This is a genomic window from Pseudomonas sp. GLN_2 (genome assembly GCF_043106005.1).
In the GTDB taxonomy this organism is placed as follows: Bacteria; Pseudomonadota; Gammaproteobacteria; order Pseudomonadales; family Pseudomonadaceae; genus Aquipseudomonas; species Aquipseudomonas alloputida.
The window spans coordinates 1-15,653 of sequence record NZ_JBICMC010000058.1 but is presented as its reverse complement, the minus strand read 5'-3'; the positions used below and the strand labels follow the sequence as shown (position 1 = coordinate 15,653).

At 62.1% G+C, this 15,653-nt stretch carries 17 protein-coding genes; 9 read left to right on the top strand and 8 right to left on the bottom strand.

The window, feature by feature from the left end:
• Positions 1–41: 41 nt before the first annotated feature.
• Together ACF8Q6_RS14520 and ACF8Q6_RS14515 are read left to right on the top strand one after the other, a co-directional pair.
• Positions 42–1,226: an osmoprotectant NAGGN system M42 family peptidase gene (locus tag ACF8Q6_RS14520; RefSeq protein ID WP_392493855.1), complete on the top strand. Its 1,185-nt coding sequence runs from the start codon at positions 42–44 to the stop codon at positions 1,224–1,226.
• 83 nt (positions 1,227–1,309) lie between these two features.
• Positions 1,310–1,537 (top strand): YheU family protein, encoded by a 228-nt coding sequence (locus ACF8Q6_RS14515; RefSeq protein WP_004575803.1) that lies wholly within the window; start codon positions 1,310–1,312, stop codon positions 1,535–1,537.
• Positions 1,538–1,551: 14 nt separating this feature from the next.
• Here ACF8Q6_RS14515 and csrA read toward each other — a convergent pair whose 3' ends face one another.
• Together csrA and ACF8Q6_RS14505 are read right to left on the bottom strand one after the other, a co-directional pair.
• Positions 1,552–1,731, bottom strand: coding sequence for a carbon storage regulator CsrA (csrA, locus tag ACF8Q6_RS14510; RefSeq protein ID WP_014592040.1), 180 nt, complete (start codon positions 1,729–1,731; stop codon positions 1,552–1,554).
• Positions 1,732–1,851: 120 nt separating this feature from the next.
• On the bottom strand, positions 1,852–2,661 hold the full coding sequence (locus ACF8Q6_RS14505; protein WP_392493854.1) for an SDR family oxidoreductase: 810 nt from the start codon (positions 2,659–2,661) through the stop codon (positions 1,852–1,854).
• Positions 2,662–2,867: 206 nt separating this feature from the next.
• Between ACF8Q6_RS14505 and ACF8Q6_RS14500 the strand changes: the two genes are divergently transcribed.
• The gene (locus tag ACF8Q6_RS14500; protein ID WP_003252624.1) at positions 2,868–3,020 is read left to right on the top strand and encodes a DUF3309 family protein; all 153 of its coding nucleotides are present in this window, start codon (positions 2,868–2,870) and stop codon (positions 3,018–3,020) included.
• A gap of 260 nt (positions 3,021–3,280) precedes the next feature.
• Here ACF8Q6_RS14500 and ACF8Q6_RS14495 read toward each other — a convergent pair whose 3' ends face one another.
• From ACF8Q6_RS14495 to ACF8Q6_RS14485, 3 genes are all read right to left on the bottom strand, one after another.
• Entirely contained in the window at positions 3,281–4,945 is a 1,665-nt protein-coding gene (locus tag ACF8Q6_RS14495; protein WP_010952787.1) for a cation acetate symporter, read from the bottom strand.
• Positions 4,942–5,253, bottom strand: a complete 312-nt coding sequence (locus ACF8Q6_RS14490; RefSeq protein WP_010952786.1) for a DUF485 domain-containing protein — start codon at positions 5,251–5,253, stop codon at positions 4,942–4,944. The genes ACF8Q6_RS14495 and ACF8Q6_RS14490 overlap by 4 nt, the downstream gene beginning before the upstream one ends.
• Before the next feature lie 204 nt (positions 5,254–5,457).
• Positions 5,458–6,318: a glycine betaine ABC transporter substrate-binding protein gene (locus ACF8Q6_RS14485; RefSeq protein WP_003252589.1), complete on the bottom strand. Its 861-nt coding sequence runs from the start codon at positions 6,316–6,318 to the stop codon at positions 5,458–5,460.
• A 197-nt stretch (positions 6,319–6,515) separates the two neighbouring features.
• On the opposite strand from ACF8Q6_RS14485, the gene ACF8Q6_RS14480 reads away from it, so the two are divergent.
• Positions 6,516–8,081, top strand: a complete 1,566-nt coding sequence (locus tag ACF8Q6_RS14480; protein WP_392491387.1) for a beta (1-6) glucans synthase — start codon at positions 6,516–6,518, stop codon at positions 8,079–8,081.
• Between the two features lie 492 nt (positions 8,082–8,573).
• Here the strand turns inward: ACF8Q6_RS14480 and ACF8Q6_RS14475 are convergent, their stop codons facing one another.
• Complete coding sequence (locus ACF8Q6_RS14475; RefSeq protein WP_392490542.1) at positions 8,574–8,939, bottom strand: hypothetical protein; 366 nt, start codon at positions 8,937–8,939, stop codon at positions 8,574–8,576.
• A 190-nt stretch (positions 8,940–9,129) separates the two neighbouring features.
• Here ACF8Q6_RS14475 and ACF8Q6_RS14470 point away from each other — a divergent pair, with 190 nt between their 5' ends.
• Together ACF8Q6_RS14470 and ACF8Q6_RS14465 are read left to right on the top strand one after the other, a co-directional pair.
• Entirely contained in the window at positions 9,130–10,428 is a 1,299-nt protein-coding gene (locus ACF8Q6_RS14470; RefSeq protein ID WP_003252583.1) for a serine protein kinase PrkA, read from the top strand.
• Between the two features lie 73 nt (positions 10,429–10,501).
• Positions 10,502–11,248: a VacJ family lipoprotein gene (locus ACF8Q6_RS14465; protein ID WP_049806385.1), complete on the top strand. Its 747-nt coding sequence runs from the start codon at positions 10,502–10,504 to the stop codon at positions 11,246–11,248.
• Between the two features lie 89 nt (positions 11,249–11,337).
• Here the strand turns inward: ACF8Q6_RS14465 and ACF8Q6_RS14460 are convergent, their stop codons facing one another.
• Together ACF8Q6_RS14460 and ACF8Q6_RS14455 are read right to left on the bottom strand one after the other, a co-directional pair.
• Complete coding sequence (locus ACF8Q6_RS14460; RefSeq protein WP_392490541.1) at positions 11,338–12,486, bottom strand: patatin-like phospholipase family protein; 1,149 nt, start codon at positions 12,484–12,486, stop codon at positions 11,338–11,340.
• 146 nt (positions 12,487–12,632) lie between these two features.
• Positions 12,633–13,568, bottom strand: a complete 936-nt coding sequence (locus ACF8Q6_RS14455; protein WP_392490540.1) for a lipid A biosynthesis lauroyl acyltransferase — start codon at positions 13,566–13,568, stop codon at positions 12,633–12,635.
• 111 nt (positions 13,569–13,679) lie between these two features.
• On the opposite strand from ACF8Q6_RS14455, the gene minC reads away from it, so the two are divergent.
• The 3 genes from minC (at position 13,680) to minE (ending at position 15,621) form a co-directional block, all read left to right on the top strand.
• Positions 13,680–14,441, top strand: coding sequence for a septum site-determining protein MinC (gene minC, locus ACF8Q6_RS14450; RefSeq protein WP_392490539.1), 762 nt, complete (start codon positions 13,680–13,682; stop codon positions 14,439–14,441).
• Between the two features lie 109 nt (positions 14,442–14,550).
• The gene (minD, locus tag ACF8Q6_RS14445; RefSeq protein ID WP_003252574.1) at positions 14,551–15,363 is read left to right on the top strand and encodes a septum site-determining protein MinD; all 813 of its coding nucleotides are present in this window, start codon (positions 14,551–14,553) and stop codon (positions 15,361–15,363) included.
• Between the two features lie 3 nt (positions 15,364–15,366).
• Positions 15,367–15,621 (top strand): cell division topological specificity factor MinE, encoded by a 255-nt coding sequence (gene minE, locus ACF8Q6_RS14440; protein WP_003252572.1) that lies wholly within the window; start codon positions 15,367–15,369, stop codon positions 15,619–15,621.
• Positions 15,622–15,653: the final 32 nt, after the last annotated feature.

The window sequence follows — 15,653 nt, the reverse complement described above, 5'->3', positions numbered from 1 at the left end:
CACAACGACTGCGAAATTTTAACCCGACCGGAGGCCTGGACATGTCCGAACGACTCCCCGAACCCGATCTCGACTACCTCAAACGCGTACTGCTGGAAATGCTCGCCATCCCCAGCCCCACCGGCTTCACCGACACCATCGTGCGCTACGTGGCCGAACGCCTGGATGAGTTGGGCATCCCCTTCGAGCTGACCCGCCGCGGCACCATCCGCGCCACGCTGAAGGGCCGGCAGACCTCGCCCGACCGCGCCGTCTCTGCCCACCTGGATACCATCGGCGCCAGCGTGCGTCAGTTGCAGGACAATGGCCGCCTGGCCCTGGCGCCCGTCGGCTGCTGGTCCAGCCGTTTTGCCGAAGGCAGCCGGGTTAGCGTGTTCACCGATACCGGGGTATTCCGTGGCAGCGTGCTGCCGCTGATGGCCAGCGGGCATGCCTTCAACACGGCCATCGACCAAATGCCGATCAGCTGGGACCACGTGGAAGTGCGACTGGATGCCTACTGCGCCACGCGCGCCGACTGTGAGGCACTGGGCGTGAGCATTGGTGATTTCGTGGCCTTCGACCCATTGCCCGAGTTCACCGAAAGCGGCCACATCAGCGCCCGTCACCTGGACGACAAGGCTGGCGTAGCCGCATTGCTGGCGGCATTGAAGGCCGTGGTGGAAAGCGGCCGCCAGCCGCTGATCGACTGCCACCCGCTGTTCACCATCACCGAAGAGACCGGCTCGGGTGCAGCCGGCGCCCTGCCCTGGGACGTCAGCGAGTTCGTCGGCATCGACATCGCCCCAGTGGCGCCTGGGCAGGCTTCCAGCGAGCATGCGGTCAGTGTGGCCATGCAGGACTCGTCGGGGCCTTACGACTACCACCTGTCCCGGCACCTGCTGAAACTGGCCGGCGACCATGACTTGCCAGTGCGGCGCGACCTGTTCCGCTATTACTTCAGCGATGCCCATTCGGCGGTGACTGCCGGGCACGATATTCGTACCGCGCTGGTGGCCTTTGGTTGCGATGCCACCCATGGTTACGAGCGCACCCATATCGACAGCCTGGCAGCGCTGAGCCGGTTGTTGTCAGCCTACCTGCTGAGCCCGCCAGTGTTTGCCAGCGATTCGCAGCCGGCCAATACGTCACTCGAGCGCTTCAGCCACCAGCTGGAGCACGATGCGCAAATGGAGAGCGACACGCGGGTACCGGCCGTGGACAGCCTGGTCGGAAACAAAAGCTAAACGCACTTGGGGCTGCAGAGCGGCCCCAACACCTCGAATGTTTCGCGTAGCATGCCCATACCTATTTCAGACACCGCCCGACCATGCTGATCCCCTACGACCAATTGCAAGCCGAAACCCTGACCCGCCTGATCGAGGACTTCGTCACCCGCGACGGCACTGACAACGGCGACGACACCCCGCTGGAAACCCGCGTGCTGCGGGTACGCCAGGCATTGGCCAAAGGCCAGGCTTTCATCCTGTTCGACCTGGAAAGCCAGCAATGCCAGTTGCTGGCCAAGCATGATGTGCCCCGCGAGCTGCTCGAATAGCAGGTCAGGCCTCTTCAGGCCTTGCTCTGCTTGGACGCCTTGATGCGCTTGTGAACTTCGGCTCGATGCACCGGCACCTGACGCGGAGCATCCACACCAAAGCGCACCACGCCGTCCCGGGTCTCCACCACGACGATCCGGATGTCATCGCCAATCATGATGACTTCCCCAACTTCGCGCCCAATTACCAGCATGTTCCGATCCTCCTGCGAAAGGGAAAACCGGAGCCTGCCCCGTAGGTATTCAGCTACTCAATAGCGCCACTACGATTCAGAAAGCCCTTACGCTTTTAAGTAACTTCTCCTACGGACAAGTCATCGCGATGGGGCTTTTGCCCGCATTTTCACCGCCATGTCGGCCATCTCGTCATACAGCCGCTCAGGGGCCTGGCGTTTCAGTTGCCAGGCCTGGCGCCCTGCCTCATGGGGCAGGATGAGGAACTCGCCTGCAGCGACCTGCTGATGGATATAGTCGGCAATGTCCGCCGCACTGATCGGCGAACCTTCGAGCAGCTTGCCCACCTGCGCCTTCATCGCCGGGTTCGGCCCGCGGAACGAGTCCAGCAGGTTGGTCCGGAAGAACGACGGGCACACCACGTGCACCGCCACCTCTACCTGACGCAACTCCACCAGCAGGCTTTCCGACAAGGCCAGCACACCGGCCTTGGCCACGTTGTAGTTGCTCATGCCCGGGCCCTGCATCAGTGCGGCCATCGAGGCGACGTTGATAATGCGCCCCTTGCTGCGCTCCAGCAGCGGCAGGAAGGCCTTGCAGCCCTTGACCACGCCCATCAGGTTGACCGCGATCTGCCAGTCCCAGTCTTCCAGCGACAGTTCGGCAAAGAATCCGCCCGAAGCGACGCCGGCGTTGTTGACGATCACATCGACCCCTCCGAACTTCGCTTCGCAGGCCTGGGCCAGGGCCGTCAGCTGACTATAGTCGCGCACATCGCAGCGCTGGACGAAGCCGTCGCCACCGGCCTGGCGAGCCTGCTCCAGCGTTTCGCGCAGGCCGGTTTCGTTGACATCGGCCAATGCCAGGCGCCAGCCCTCACGCGCCCAGCGCAGGGCGATCTCACGGCCGAGGCCGGACCCGGCGCCGGTGATCATGATGCGTTTTTGCATGGTCGCAGGCCTTGTTCTGACAGGTAGTCCGACGAGTGTAATCAAGGCGTCGCCATCGGGGAGGATTCATCAGGGCAGTGAATGGGCGGGCATGATTGGGTAGACGGCTGCACGGGGATGGAATCTTTACCAACCCGCACCGGTCCGAATTATCGAGAGGCCAGCATTCTCAGGCTCTTGCCCCCTAATCACGCAAGGACTTTGACATGACCACGATCCTTATCATCATCCTGATTCTGCTGCTGATCGGTGGCTTACCGGTCTTCCCCCACTCGCGCAGCTGGGGCTATGGCCCTTCCGGCATAATCGGCGTGGTGTTGGTGATTCTGTTGGTATTACTGTTGCTTGGGATGATATGACGCGCTGCGGATAGCCACTTCAAACAGTCACGTGAAGTGAATGGCAAGCGGGTCGAAATACCCGGTTGCCATCCTGGATAGCGAAGGTGATCAAACAGTATGACTTCATTGACCAGCCCCCAAATGTGCCGTCCTCTATGAACGCGCTCACGACATAAGGGGAGCATGGGCAGAGCACCAACCTGTCTGGAGGCCATCGCCGACTGCATGAAATAAAAACGCCCCGACAAGCGGGGCGTTTTCAATGCAGGGGATTGACGTTAGTGCGAGACCGCCCCGCTGGCACCCAGGCCAGTCTGCGAACGCACGAACTGCGGGAAGAACAGCGCGCGCTCATCCTCAGCCGCCTTGGACTTGTCGGTGACCGAGAAGAACCAGATGCTGACAAAGGCAATGGCCATCGAGAACAGCGCCGGGTACTCGTACGGGTAGATGGGTTTCTCGTGACCGAGAATCTGTACCCAGATGGTCGGGCCAAGGATCATCAGCGTCACCGCACTCACCAGGCCCAGCCAGCCGCCGATCATGGCGCCGCGGGTGGTCAGCTTCTTCCAGTACATCGAAAGCAGCAGTACCGGGAAGTTGCAGCTGGCCGCAATGGAGAACGCCAGGCCGACCATGAAGGCGATGTTCTGCTTCTCGAACAGAATCCCCAGGCCGATCGCCAGCACACCCAAGGCGACAGTGGTGATCTTCGATACGCGGATCTCGTCCTTGTCGTTGGCTTTGCCCTTGCGCCAGACGCTGGCGTACAGGTCGTGGGACACCGCCGAGGCACCGGCCAGGGTCAGGCCAGCCACCACCGCCAGGATGGTGGCAAAGGCCACCGCCGAGATGAAGCCGAGGAACACACTACCACCCACCGCATTGGCCAGGTGCACCGCAGCCATGTTGTTGCCACCCAGCAGAGCGCCTGCGGCGTCCTTGAATTCCGGGTTGGTACTGACCAGCAGGATCGCGCCAAAGCCAATGATGAAGGTGAGGATGTAGAAGTAGCCGATGAAGCCGGTGGCGTACAGCACGCTCTTGCGCGCTTCCTTGGCGTCACTGACGGTGAAGAAGCGCATCAGGATGTGCGGCAGGCCGGCAGTACCGAACATCAATGCCAGGCCCAGGGAGAATGCCGAGATCGGGTCCTTGACCAGGCCGCCGGGGCTCATGATCGCCTCGCCCTTGGCGTGTACCTTGATCGCTTCGGAGAACAGCGTATTGAAGTCAAAGCCCACGTGCTTCATGACCATCAGCGCCATGAAACTGGCACCGGACAGCAGCAGCACAGCCTTGATGATCTGTACCCAGGTGGTGGCCAGCATGCCGCCGAACAGCACGTACAGGCACATCAGGATACCCACCAGGATCACCGCCACATGGTAGTCCAGGCCGAACAGCAGCTCGATCAGCTTGCCGGCGCCGACCATTTGCGCGATCAGGTAGAACGCCACCACCACCAGCGAACCGGAGGCCGACAGGGTGCGAATTTCCTTTTGCCCGAGGCGGTACGAGGCCACGTCGGCGAAGGTGTACTTGCCCAGGTTGCGCAGGCGTTCGGCAATCAGGAAAAGAATGATCGGCCAGCCAACCAGGAAGCCGATCGAGTAGATCAGGCCGTCATAACCCGAGGTGAACACCAGCGCGGAAATACCCAGGAACGAGGCGGCCGACATGTAGTCGCCAGCAATCGCCAGGCCGTTCTGGAAGCCGGTGATCTTGCCGCCGGCAGCGTAGTAGTCCGATGCCGACTTGTTGCGTTTGGAAGCCCAGTAGGTGATGCCGAGGGTGAAGGCGACGAAGGCCACGAACATGGCGATGGCGGAAACGTTCAGCGGTTGTTTCTGCACCTCGCCGGTCAGGGCATCGGCGGCCCACACGGCGGGTGCGAAGGCTCCGCAGGCCAATACGGCCAGGGCTTTGACTTGGCGAATCATTGTTGCGCCTCCTTCAGGATTTCCTTGTTCAGCTCATCGAATTCGCCGTTGGCGCGGCGCACGTAGATGGCGGTCAGGACGAATGCCGAAACGATCAGACCGACGCCCAGGGGAATGCCCCAGGTAATCGATGACTCAGGGCTGAGCTTGGCGCCCAGCACATGAGGACCGTAGGCGATCAGGAGGATGAAGGCGCAGTACAGGCCGAGCATGATCGCCGAGAGAATCCAGGCGAACCGTTCGCGTTTGGTGACCAGCTCCTTGAAACGGGGGCTGTTTTGTATCGAGAGGTAAATGCTGTCGTTCATTGTTTTTGTCCTAGCAGCACAGATACGGGATGGAACCCACACCCTTACTTTATGCTGCCGATGAACGCCAACCAGACGACCTTAGTCTTAGATGCAACGGTGTTTTACCGATTGCGTAACAAAGTGATGAGCCGTTCGCGGGTAAACCCGCTCCTGTAGGAGCGGGTTTACCCGCGAAGAAACCCTATTGGCCCTGCAAGGTGATTACTTGCCAGTCCACTCCTTCACACGATCAGGGTGCTTGGCAACCCAGTCCTTGGCGGCCGCTTCAGGCTTGGCCCCTTCCTGAATCGCCAGCATCACCTCGCCAATCTCGTCCTTGGACTGCCAGTTGAACTTCTTCAGGAACTCCGCCACTTCCGGTGCCTTGGTGGCCAGTTCCTTGCTGCCGATGCTGTTCACGGTTTCTGCCGCGCCATAGACGCCTTTCGGGTCTTCGAGGAACTTCAGCTTCCACTTGGCGAACATCCAGTGCGGAACCCAACCGGTCACCGCAATCGACTGCTGCTTGGCATAGGCACGGCCCAGTTCCGCCGTCATCGCCGCACCCGAGCTGGCCTGCAACTTGTAACTGGTCAGGCCATAGTCCTTGATCGCCTGGTCGGTCTTGAGCATCACACCGGAGCCTGCATCAATGCCGACAATCCTGTCCTTGAAGCTGTTATCGGTCTTGAGGTCGGCGATGCTCACTGCCTTGACGTACTCGGGGACGATCAGGCCGATCTTGGCATCCTTGAAGTTCGGGCCGTAGTCGACGACGTTGTCCTTGTTCTTGGCCCAGTACTCACCATGGGTCACCGGCAACCAGGCCGACAACATGGCATCGAGCTTGCCAGTTGCCACACCCTGCCACATGATCCCCGTGGCCACGGCCTGCAACTTCACGTCATAGCCGAGTTTTTGCTTGATTACTTCGGCGGCCACGTTGGTGGTCGCCACGCTGTCGGCCCAACCATCCACGTAACCAATGCTTACTTCTTTGGCCATAGCCTGTGCAGCGCTCATGGCCATTACCAGGGCGGTGCCCACACCCAGGAAACGTCGCATTTTCTTCAAAGTTGCCATCAAAGCATCCCCTCGTCAGGTCTTGGAGATTGCATCATCTTCCTGCAACACAAGTCGACCTGATCCAGCTGCGACCTGCACCCGCCCCATATGCGACAGCACTATGCCATTAGCGCCATCGGCCTACCTCGGCCTGCGCGATCCTTGCATGCCAAAGGTTTGGCGCCGGGCTACTATCTAACCTTTTGTGCCAGACGATGGACCGCCACATGCCCAGTTGTAGCCGCTTGTCATTGCCGTTGTACCTGCTTGCCTGCCTGCTGGCCCTGCTCGGGCTGGGGGGGCTCTGGTACGGGCTGGGCAAGCCTGTGCACCTGCCCGATGCGGCCAGCCCTGCGCACAAGCTGCAATGCGCTTCATACACGCCGTTCGACAAAGACCAGTCGCCTTACGACCAGCCGTTTCGCCTGCGCCCAGCGCGGATGGACGCCGACCTGGCGTTACTGGCCGAGCGATTCCAGTGCATCCGCACCTATTCCATGAGCGGTCTTGAGGCAATCCCGGCGCTGGCACGCAAGCATGGGCTGAAGGTGATGCTGGGCGCCTGGGTGAACGCCCACCCGGCCGATACCGAGAAGGAAATCAACCTGCTGATCGCTGCTGCCAACGCCAACCCGGACGTGGTCAGCGCGGTGATCGTCGGCAATGAGACACTGTTGCGCAAGGAGGTGACCGGTGCCCACCTGGCCAAATTGATCGCCCGGGTGAAGCGCCAGGTCAAGGTGCCCGTGACCTACGCCGATGTCTGGGAGTTCTGGCTGCAGCACCCGCAGGTGGCCCCGGCAGTGGATTTCCTCACCATCCATCTGCTGCCCTACTGGGAGGACGACCCGCGTGGCATCGACGATGCCTTGGCCCACGTTGCCGATGTTCGCTGGGTGTTCGGCACACGCTTCGCGCCCAAGGACATACTGATTGGCGAAACCGGCTGGCCCAGCGAAGGCCGACAACGCGAAACGGCGGTGCCCAGCCGGGTCAATGAGGCGCGCTTCATCCGTGGCTTCGTGGCCATGGCCGAGCGCAATGGCTGGCACTACAACCTGATCGAAGCCTTCGATCAGCCCTGGAAACGCGCCAATGAGGGCGCGGTGGGTGGTTATTGGGGGCTGTACGACGCGGACCGGCAGGACAAGGGCGTGCTTGAAGGGCCAGTGAGCAACCTGCATGACTGGCCGCAGTGGTTGCTGGCCAGCGCCGTGCTGATGGTGATCATGCTGGTGCTGGCCGGGCGCCCCGCTACACCGATGGCCGCCTTGCTGCTGCCACTGCTGGCAGCGTTTGGCGCCGCTTGCCTGGGCCTGTGGGGCGAGTTGATGCGCACCCATGCGCGCTTTGCCGGGGAATGGTTGTGGGCACTGATGCTGGCCGGGCTGAACCTGCTGGTTCTGGCCCATGCATTGTTGGCGCTGGCGCGGCGGGCCGGCTGGCGTGAACGCTTGTTCGCCTGGCTGCAGGTGCGAGCCGGCTGGCTGTTGCTGGCGGCGGGCTTTGCTGCGGCGGTGAGCATGCTGGCAATGGTGTTCGACCCGCGCTACCGCAGCTTCCCCAGCGCGGCGCTGGCGTTGCCGGCGCTGGTGTATGTGCTGTGGCCGGTGCGGGCGCGACGGGCGGAGGTGGCGTTGCTGGCGTTCATCGTCGGCGCCGGGGTGGCGCCGCAGTTGTTCGTGGAAGGGCTGGAGAACCAGCAGGCCTGGGGCTGGGCGGTGGTGAGTGTGCTGATGACAGCGGCGTTGTGGCGCAGCTTGCGGATGCGACAGGCTTGATACTGCATATCCCTCGAGCCCGGCGCGTAGCTTGTGTGAGTAAACTGTCTCGCTCAATTTCCAAAAGCTGGCGCGATCCCTGTGGGAGCGGCCTTGTGTCGCGATAGGGCCGCAAAGCGGCCCCAGCAATCTATACATGATGCCGAGATCCTGGGGCCGCTGCGCGGCCCTATCGCGACACAAGGCCGCTCCCACAGGCTGGTGCTCAGCCTCAGCCCAGCGCGGTATCGAGAAACATCATCACCGCAAAACCACCCATCAACCCCAGGGTCGCCGTTGTTGCCCACAGGTATGAACTGCAGATGATCAGGGTGGGGCAGCCGGACCTGGCACGGGTAATGGAACTGGGGGCAGTGCTGGGCATCAAGGTCGAACCGGCGCTGGAAGCCCTGAAAGTCGCCTTCCACATCTAAAGCCTGGCGCAGTCCCTGTGGGAGCGACAGCTTTTGGAAATTGAGCAGGACAGTTGCTCCCACAGGTACGCGCAGCTGCTTACATTGGGGGTTGCCTGACCAGGCGCAACCCCGCCAGCACCAGCGCAAACACCGCAATGCTGGCGGTGTACAGCACCAGCGCTGGCACCGCGAACACCAGCGCCAACACTGCCAGCCACCAGCCGGCACGCGCGGAAACGAACTGGGCCAGTAGCGCCAGGCCCAATCCGCCCCAGGCCATGACTTGATGGTGAATGCCCAACCCCAGCAGCGAACGCACCTCGCACTGCCAGTACGCCGTCGGCACTGCGCACAGCCCTACCCACTGGCCATCCTCCATCAGGCCGTAACGCACACCATAGCTGGCCGCGAGCCAAAGCCCGAGAAACAGCAGCAGCAGCACCGTCGGCAGCGAACGAGACATCCTGTTCTCCAATAGCGGTAATCGAAAGCATCCATGATCGCTTATGCCCGTTTCTAAGGCAAAATCACACCCCGGCAGCTATGTTGCAGATAGCAAGTACGCCAAAGGCCACCGCAGCGGGCAACTTTGCCCGCCTGGCCGTGGTCCTAGCCTGCACACTGCTCGACCTTGCGTTCTTTTGGGGGATTACATGCTTCGATCTTTGCGCCTCGCTGCCCTGCTCGGCAGCTTGCTCATGGCTGTGGCCGCTTCAGCGCGGGATATCGACGCTGCCAGCTATGGCTACCCTCTTACCAACCCGTTCGAGGCCACCATCGCCACCACGCCGCCGGACAAGCGCCCTGAGCTGCCCAGCGACGATGACATCAATCAGTCCGACTACAGCCTGAACCTGCGCCCGGAACGTGAGTTCACGTTGCCCGACAACTTCTGGGCAGTGAAGAAGCTCAAGTACCGCCTGGCCCGCCAGGATCGCGAAGCGCCGCTGATCTTCATCATCGCCGGCACCGGTGCGCCCTACAGCAGCAGCATCAATGAATACCTGAAAAAGCTGTTCTACCAGGCCGGCTTCCACGTGGTGCAACTGTCATCGCCCACCAGCTATGACTTCATGAGTGCAGCCTCGCGCTTTGCTACCCCCGGCATCAGCCAGGAAGACGCCGAAGACATGTACCGGGTCATGCAGGCCGTGCGCGCCCAGCATCCTCGCCTGCCGGTCAGTGATTTCTACCTCACCGGTTACAGCCTGGGTGCGCTCGACGCCGCCTTCGTCAGCCACCTGGACGAAACCCGCCGCAGCTTCAACTTCAAGCGTGTGCTGCTGCTCAACCCACCGGTCAACCTCTACACCTCGATCAACAACCTCGACAAGCTGGTGCAAACCCAGGTCAAGGGCATCGACCGCAGCACCACGTTCTACGAGCTGATGCTGGAAAAACTCACCCGTTACTTCCAGGACAAGGGCTACATCGACCTGAACGACGCCCTGCTGTACGACTTCCAGCAGTCGCGCCAGCACCTGTCCAACGAGCAGATGGCCATGCTGATCGGCACTTCGTTCCGCTTCTCGGCAGCCGACATCGCCTTCACGTCCGACCTGATCAACCGCCGTGGCCTGATCATTCCGCCGAAGTTCCCGATCACCGAAGGCAGCAGCCTGACACCGTTCTTCAAGCGCGCCCTGCAGTGCGACTTCGACTGCTACATGACCGAGCAGGTGATTCCGATGTGGCGCGCCCGCACCGACGGCAACAGCATCCTGCAGTTGGTCAACCAGGTCAGCCTGTATGCCCTGGAAGACTACCTGCGCAGCAGTGACAAGATCGCTGTGATGCACAACGCCGACGACGTCATTCTCGGCCCGGGCGACATTGGCTTTTTGCGCAAGGTGTTCGGCGAACGGCTGACCCTCTACCCCCATGGCGGCCATTGCGGCAACCTCAACTACCGCGTCAACAGCGACGCCATGCTGGAGTTCTTCCGTGGTTAACAAACTCCTCTTCGCCACTGCCCTGCTTGCCGCTGGCCACACCCTGGCCGCTGAAACCGCACCCCGAGCCAGCGTGGTCGAGGCCGACCCGCAGGTGATCGGCACCGCGCCACTGGTGCCCGAAGCCGATGGCTTCCTCGACCCGCTGCGTGAGCTGAAATTCAACCCGGGGCTGGACCAGCGCGAGTTCGAGCGCTCAACCCTGCAGGCGCTGAACGTGTACGACCCGCTGGAGTCGATCAACCGGCGCATCTACCACTTCAACTACCGATTGGACCAATGGGTACTGCTGCCGCTGGTGAATGGCTATCAGTATGTAACCCCAAAGTTCGTGCGCACGGGGGTAAGCAACTTCTTCAACAACCTTGGCGATGTGCCGAACCTGTTCAACAGCGTGTTGCAGCTCAAAGCCAAGCGCTCGGCAGAAATCACTGCGCGACTGATGTTCAACACGATTATCGGCGTGGGTGGGCTGTGGGACCCGGCGACCAGCATGGGCCTGCCGCGCCAGAGCGAGGACTTTGGCCAGACCCTGGGCTTCTATGGCGTGCCGGATGGGCCGTACCTGATGCTGCCGGTGCTAGGCCCATCGAACCTGCGCGATACCACCGGGCTGGTGGTGGACTATGCAGGAGAGCAGGCGGTCAACTACCTGAACGTGGCCGAAGCCAGCACCGATCACCCGGAAATCTTCGCCCTGCGTGTGGTGGACAAGCGCTACACCACCAACTTCCGTTACGGCCAGCTGAATTCGCCGTTCGAGTATGAAAAGGTGCGGTATGTGTATACCCAGGCGCGCAAGTTGCAGATAGCCGAATAAGCCTGCCGCGGCCCTTTCGCGCCTTCACAGGTATTGCACAACCCCTTGTAGGAGCGGGTTCACCCGCGAAAGGGCCCGCACAGGCACCATCAAATCCCCAGGAATTCGCAAAGCTCGCGCTTCTTGGCAAGGGCATCGCGCCGCCCCAGCTCGATCAGTTCACTGCAATAGCTGGCCTCGAACAGCAAATAGCTCAACACCCCCGCCCCGCTGGTGCGCGTCGCCCCCGGCCCCCGTAAGAACAGGCGTAACGCCGCCGGCAACTCGCGGCGGTGCCGAGCGGCAATCTCATCCAGCGGCTGGCTGGGCGCCACCACCAGCACGTCGATCGGTGCCAGCCCCAGGCGCCGGGCATCCAGGTGCGCCGGCAACAGCCCGCTCAAGTGGTTGAGGCGCTGCAGCAGTTCGATATCGCCTTCCAGGCTGTCAATGAACGTACTGTTGAGCAGGTGCCCGCCGATCTGCGCCAGGCTCGGTTGCTGCCCGCTGAACACACGCTGGGGCGGCACCGGTGGCGCTGGCCGCTGCGGGTTTCCGCTGACCCCGACCACCAGCACCCGGCTGGCGCCCAGGTGCAAGGCCGGGCTGATCGGCGCCGACTGGCGCACTGCACCGTCGCCGTAATACTCGCCGCCCAGTTGCACCGGGGCGAACAACAGCGGGATCGCCGCACTGGCCAGCAGGTGGTCGATGGTCAACGGTGCGGGTACGCCGATACGCCGGTGGCGCAGCCAGGCCTCGATGGTGCCACGGCCCTGGTAGAAGGTCACCGCCTGGCCAGACTCGTAGCCAAAGGCGGTTACTGCCACGGCGCGCAATTGCTCGGCGGCCAAGGCATGGCCGATGCCATCCAGGTCCAGGTGCGTTTGCAACAGGCTGCGCAACGGGCTGCTGTCGAGCAGCGCCACGGGGGCCTGGCCACCCAGCCCCAGCAGGCTGTGGCCGACGAAGCGGCTAGCCTGGCGCACGACCCCGGGCCAGTCGCTGCGGATGACCAGATGGCTGCGGAAGTTCTGCCAGAAGGCAGTGAGCCGTTGCACGGCCTCGTTGAAGTGCACGGCACCACTGGCCAGGGTGACGGCGTTGATGGCCCCGGCGGAGGTGCCGACAATGACCGGGAACGGGTTGTGCGCGCCGGCGGGCAGCAACTCGGCGATGCCCGCCAGCACGCCGACCTGGTAGGCAGCGCGGGCGCCGCCGCCAGAAAGGATGAGACCGGTTACCGGGGGTGGAGCCATGGAGTCCTTCCTGGGGTCAAGGTGCTTTCATGCCCGGCCTCTGCGCAGGTGGACCCGCTCCCACAGGGCCCCCGCACTATGCAGAACCTGTGGTAATCCTGCAGGAGCGGGTTTACCCGCGAAGAGGCCAGGCCTGCTTACAAGGCTCAGCGCTTTTTCTTGTCATACAGCCGCGGCGCCCCTTCGGGCCGCGACTTGAACCGCCGGTGCGCCCACAGGTATTGCTCGGGGCACTCGCGCAACACACGTTCAACCCACTGGTTGATGCGCAGGCAGTCGGCTTCCTCGCTCTCGCCGGGGAAGTCCGCCAGCGGCGGGTGGATGACCAGACGATAGCCGCTGCCATCCTCCAGGCGCTTCTGGGTGAACGGAATCACCTGCGCCTTCCCCAACCGGGCAAACTTGGTGGTAGCGGTGACCGTCGCTGCGGGGATGCCAAACAACGGCACGAAGAGGCTCTGCTTGGCGCCGTAGTCCTGGTCCGGTGCGTACCAGATCGCCCGGCCCGAACGCAGCAGTTTGAGCATGCCACGCACGTCCTCGCGCTCCACCGCCAGCGAATCAAGATTGTGACGCTCGCGGCCGCTGCGCTGAATGAAGTCGAACAGTGCATTGCCGTGTTCGCGGTACATGCCGTCGATCGTGTGCTGCTGCCCGAGCAGTGCGGCGCCGATTTCCAGGGTAGTGAAGTGCACCGCCATGAGGATCGCGCCCTGCCCCGCCTGCTGGGCGGCCTGCAGGTGCTCAAGGCCCTCGATATGGGCCAGGCGGGCCAGCCGGGCCTTGGGCCACCACCAACTCATGGCCATTTCGAAGAAGGCGATGCCGGTAGAGGCGAAGTTGGCCTTGAGCAAACGCTGCCGTTCGTCGACCGACAGCTCCGGGAAGCACAGCTCCAGGTTGCGCGCGGCGATGCGCCGACGTTCACCGGCAAAGCGATACATGACGGCGCCCAGCGCGGCACCGATTCTCAGCAGCACCCGGTACGGCAACTGGACCACCAGCCACAGCAGGCCCAGGCCCAGCCACAGGCCCCAGAACTTGGGGTGAAGATAATAGGGACGAAAACGCGGGCGTTCCATTGAAGCATCCGGAAAGACAAAGGCCGCGCATTCTACAACGGATCAGCGCATGTTGCGGGCAACCGGTGTTCTCGTTATAAGTCAGGGCACTTTTTTCGCAACAAGCCGTCTATGCAGACCATGAGCCCAAACCACACACCCGACACCGCCTCCGTGTTCCAGCTCAAGGGCAGCATGCTCGCCATTACGGTACTGGAACTGGCGCGCAATGACCTTGAAGCCCTCGACCGCCAATTGGCGGCAAAAGTCGCCCAGGCCCCGAACTTCTTCAGCAATACACCGCTGGTGCTGGCGCTGGACAAGCTGCCGGCCGACGAAGGGGCAATCGACCTGCCCGGCTTGATGCGGATCTGCCGACACCACGGCCTGCGTACCCTGGCCATCCGCGCCAACCGCATCGAGGACATCGCCGCCGCCATCGCCATCGACCTGCCGGTGCTGCCGCCTTCGGGGGCCCGCGAACGGCCGCTGGAGCCCGAGCCCGAGGTAATCAAAAAGCCAGAACCGGCCCCGGCGCCAGCACCTGCCCCCGAACCCGAGGTGCGCCCGACCCGCATCATTACTTCGCCAGTACGCGGCGGCCAACAGATCTATGCTCAGGGCGGTGATCTGGTTGTGACTGCTTCGGTCAGCCCAGGTGCGGAACTTCTGGCCGATGGCAACATCCATGTGTACGGCGCCATGCGCGGCCGCGCACTGGCCGGTATCAAAGGCAACACCAAGGCACGTATCTTCTGCCAGCAGATGACCGCCGAAATGGTCTCGATCGCCGGCCAGTACAAAGTCTGCGAAGACCTGCGCCGGGATCCGCTGTGGGGGACCAGCGTGCAAGTCAGCCTGTCTGGTGACGTGTTGAACATCACCCGTCTTTAACGGATACTTGCCAGCATTTTTAGAGCAACTTTTTTACCGTTGCCTTTATTTAGCTATTTCAGTTTTTTGCAGGGACAAGTGTCCCGACTATTTTTAGGGGTGAAACACCTTGGCCAAGATTCTCGTGGTTACTTCCGGCAAGGGGGGTGTGGGCAAGACCACTACCAGCGCCGCCATTGGTACCGGCCTCGCACTGCGCGGCCACAAGACCGTCATTGTCGACTTCGACGTGGGCCTGCGTAACCTCGACCTGATCATGGGCTGCGAACGCCGCGTGGTGTACGACTTCGTCAACGTGGTCAACGGCGAAGCCAACCTGCAACAGGCCCTGATCAAGGACAAGCGCCTCGAGAACCTGTACGTGCTGGCCGCCAGCCAGACCCGTGACAAGGACGCGCTGACCCAGGAAGGCGTGGAAAAGGTACTGATGGACCTGAAGAAGGACTTCGAGTACGTCATCTGCGACTCGCCGGCCGGTATCGAAAAAGGTGCTCACCTGGCCATGTACTTCGCTGACGAAGCCATCGTGGTGACCAACCCGGAGGTTTCGTCGGTACGTGACTCCGACCGCATGCTGGGTATTCTGTCGAGCAAGTCGCGCCGCTCCGAAAACGGTGAAGAGCCGATCAAGGAGCACTTGCTGATCACCCGCTACCACCCTGAGCGCGTCGTCAAAGGCGAAATGCTGAGCGTGGCCGACGTGGAAGAAATCCTGTCGATCAAGCTCAAGGGTGTGATCCCGGAATCGCAGGCCGTCCTCAAGGCGTCCAACCAAGGTATCCCGGTCATTCTCGATGACCAGAGCGATGCCGGCCAGGCCTACAGTGATGCGGTCGACCGCCTGCTGGGCAAAGAGAAGCCGATGCGCTTCATCGATGTACAGAAGAAGGGATTCTTCGAGCGCATTTTCGGGAGCAAATAAACCATGAACCTTTTTGACTTCTTTCGTGGCAGACAGAAACAGACCAGCGCGTCGGTAGCGAAAGAGCGTCTACAGATCATCGTGGCGCACGAGCGCGGCCAACGCAGCGAACCGGACTACCTGCCCGCGCTGCAGAAAGAACTGCTGGAAGTGATCCGCAAATATGTGAACATCGGCAACGATGATGTGCATATCGAGCTGGAAAACCAGGGCAGCTGCTCGATTCTGGAGCTGAACATCACCCTGCCGGATCGCTGATCCGCGTAGTCGACAATTTGGGGCTGCCTTGC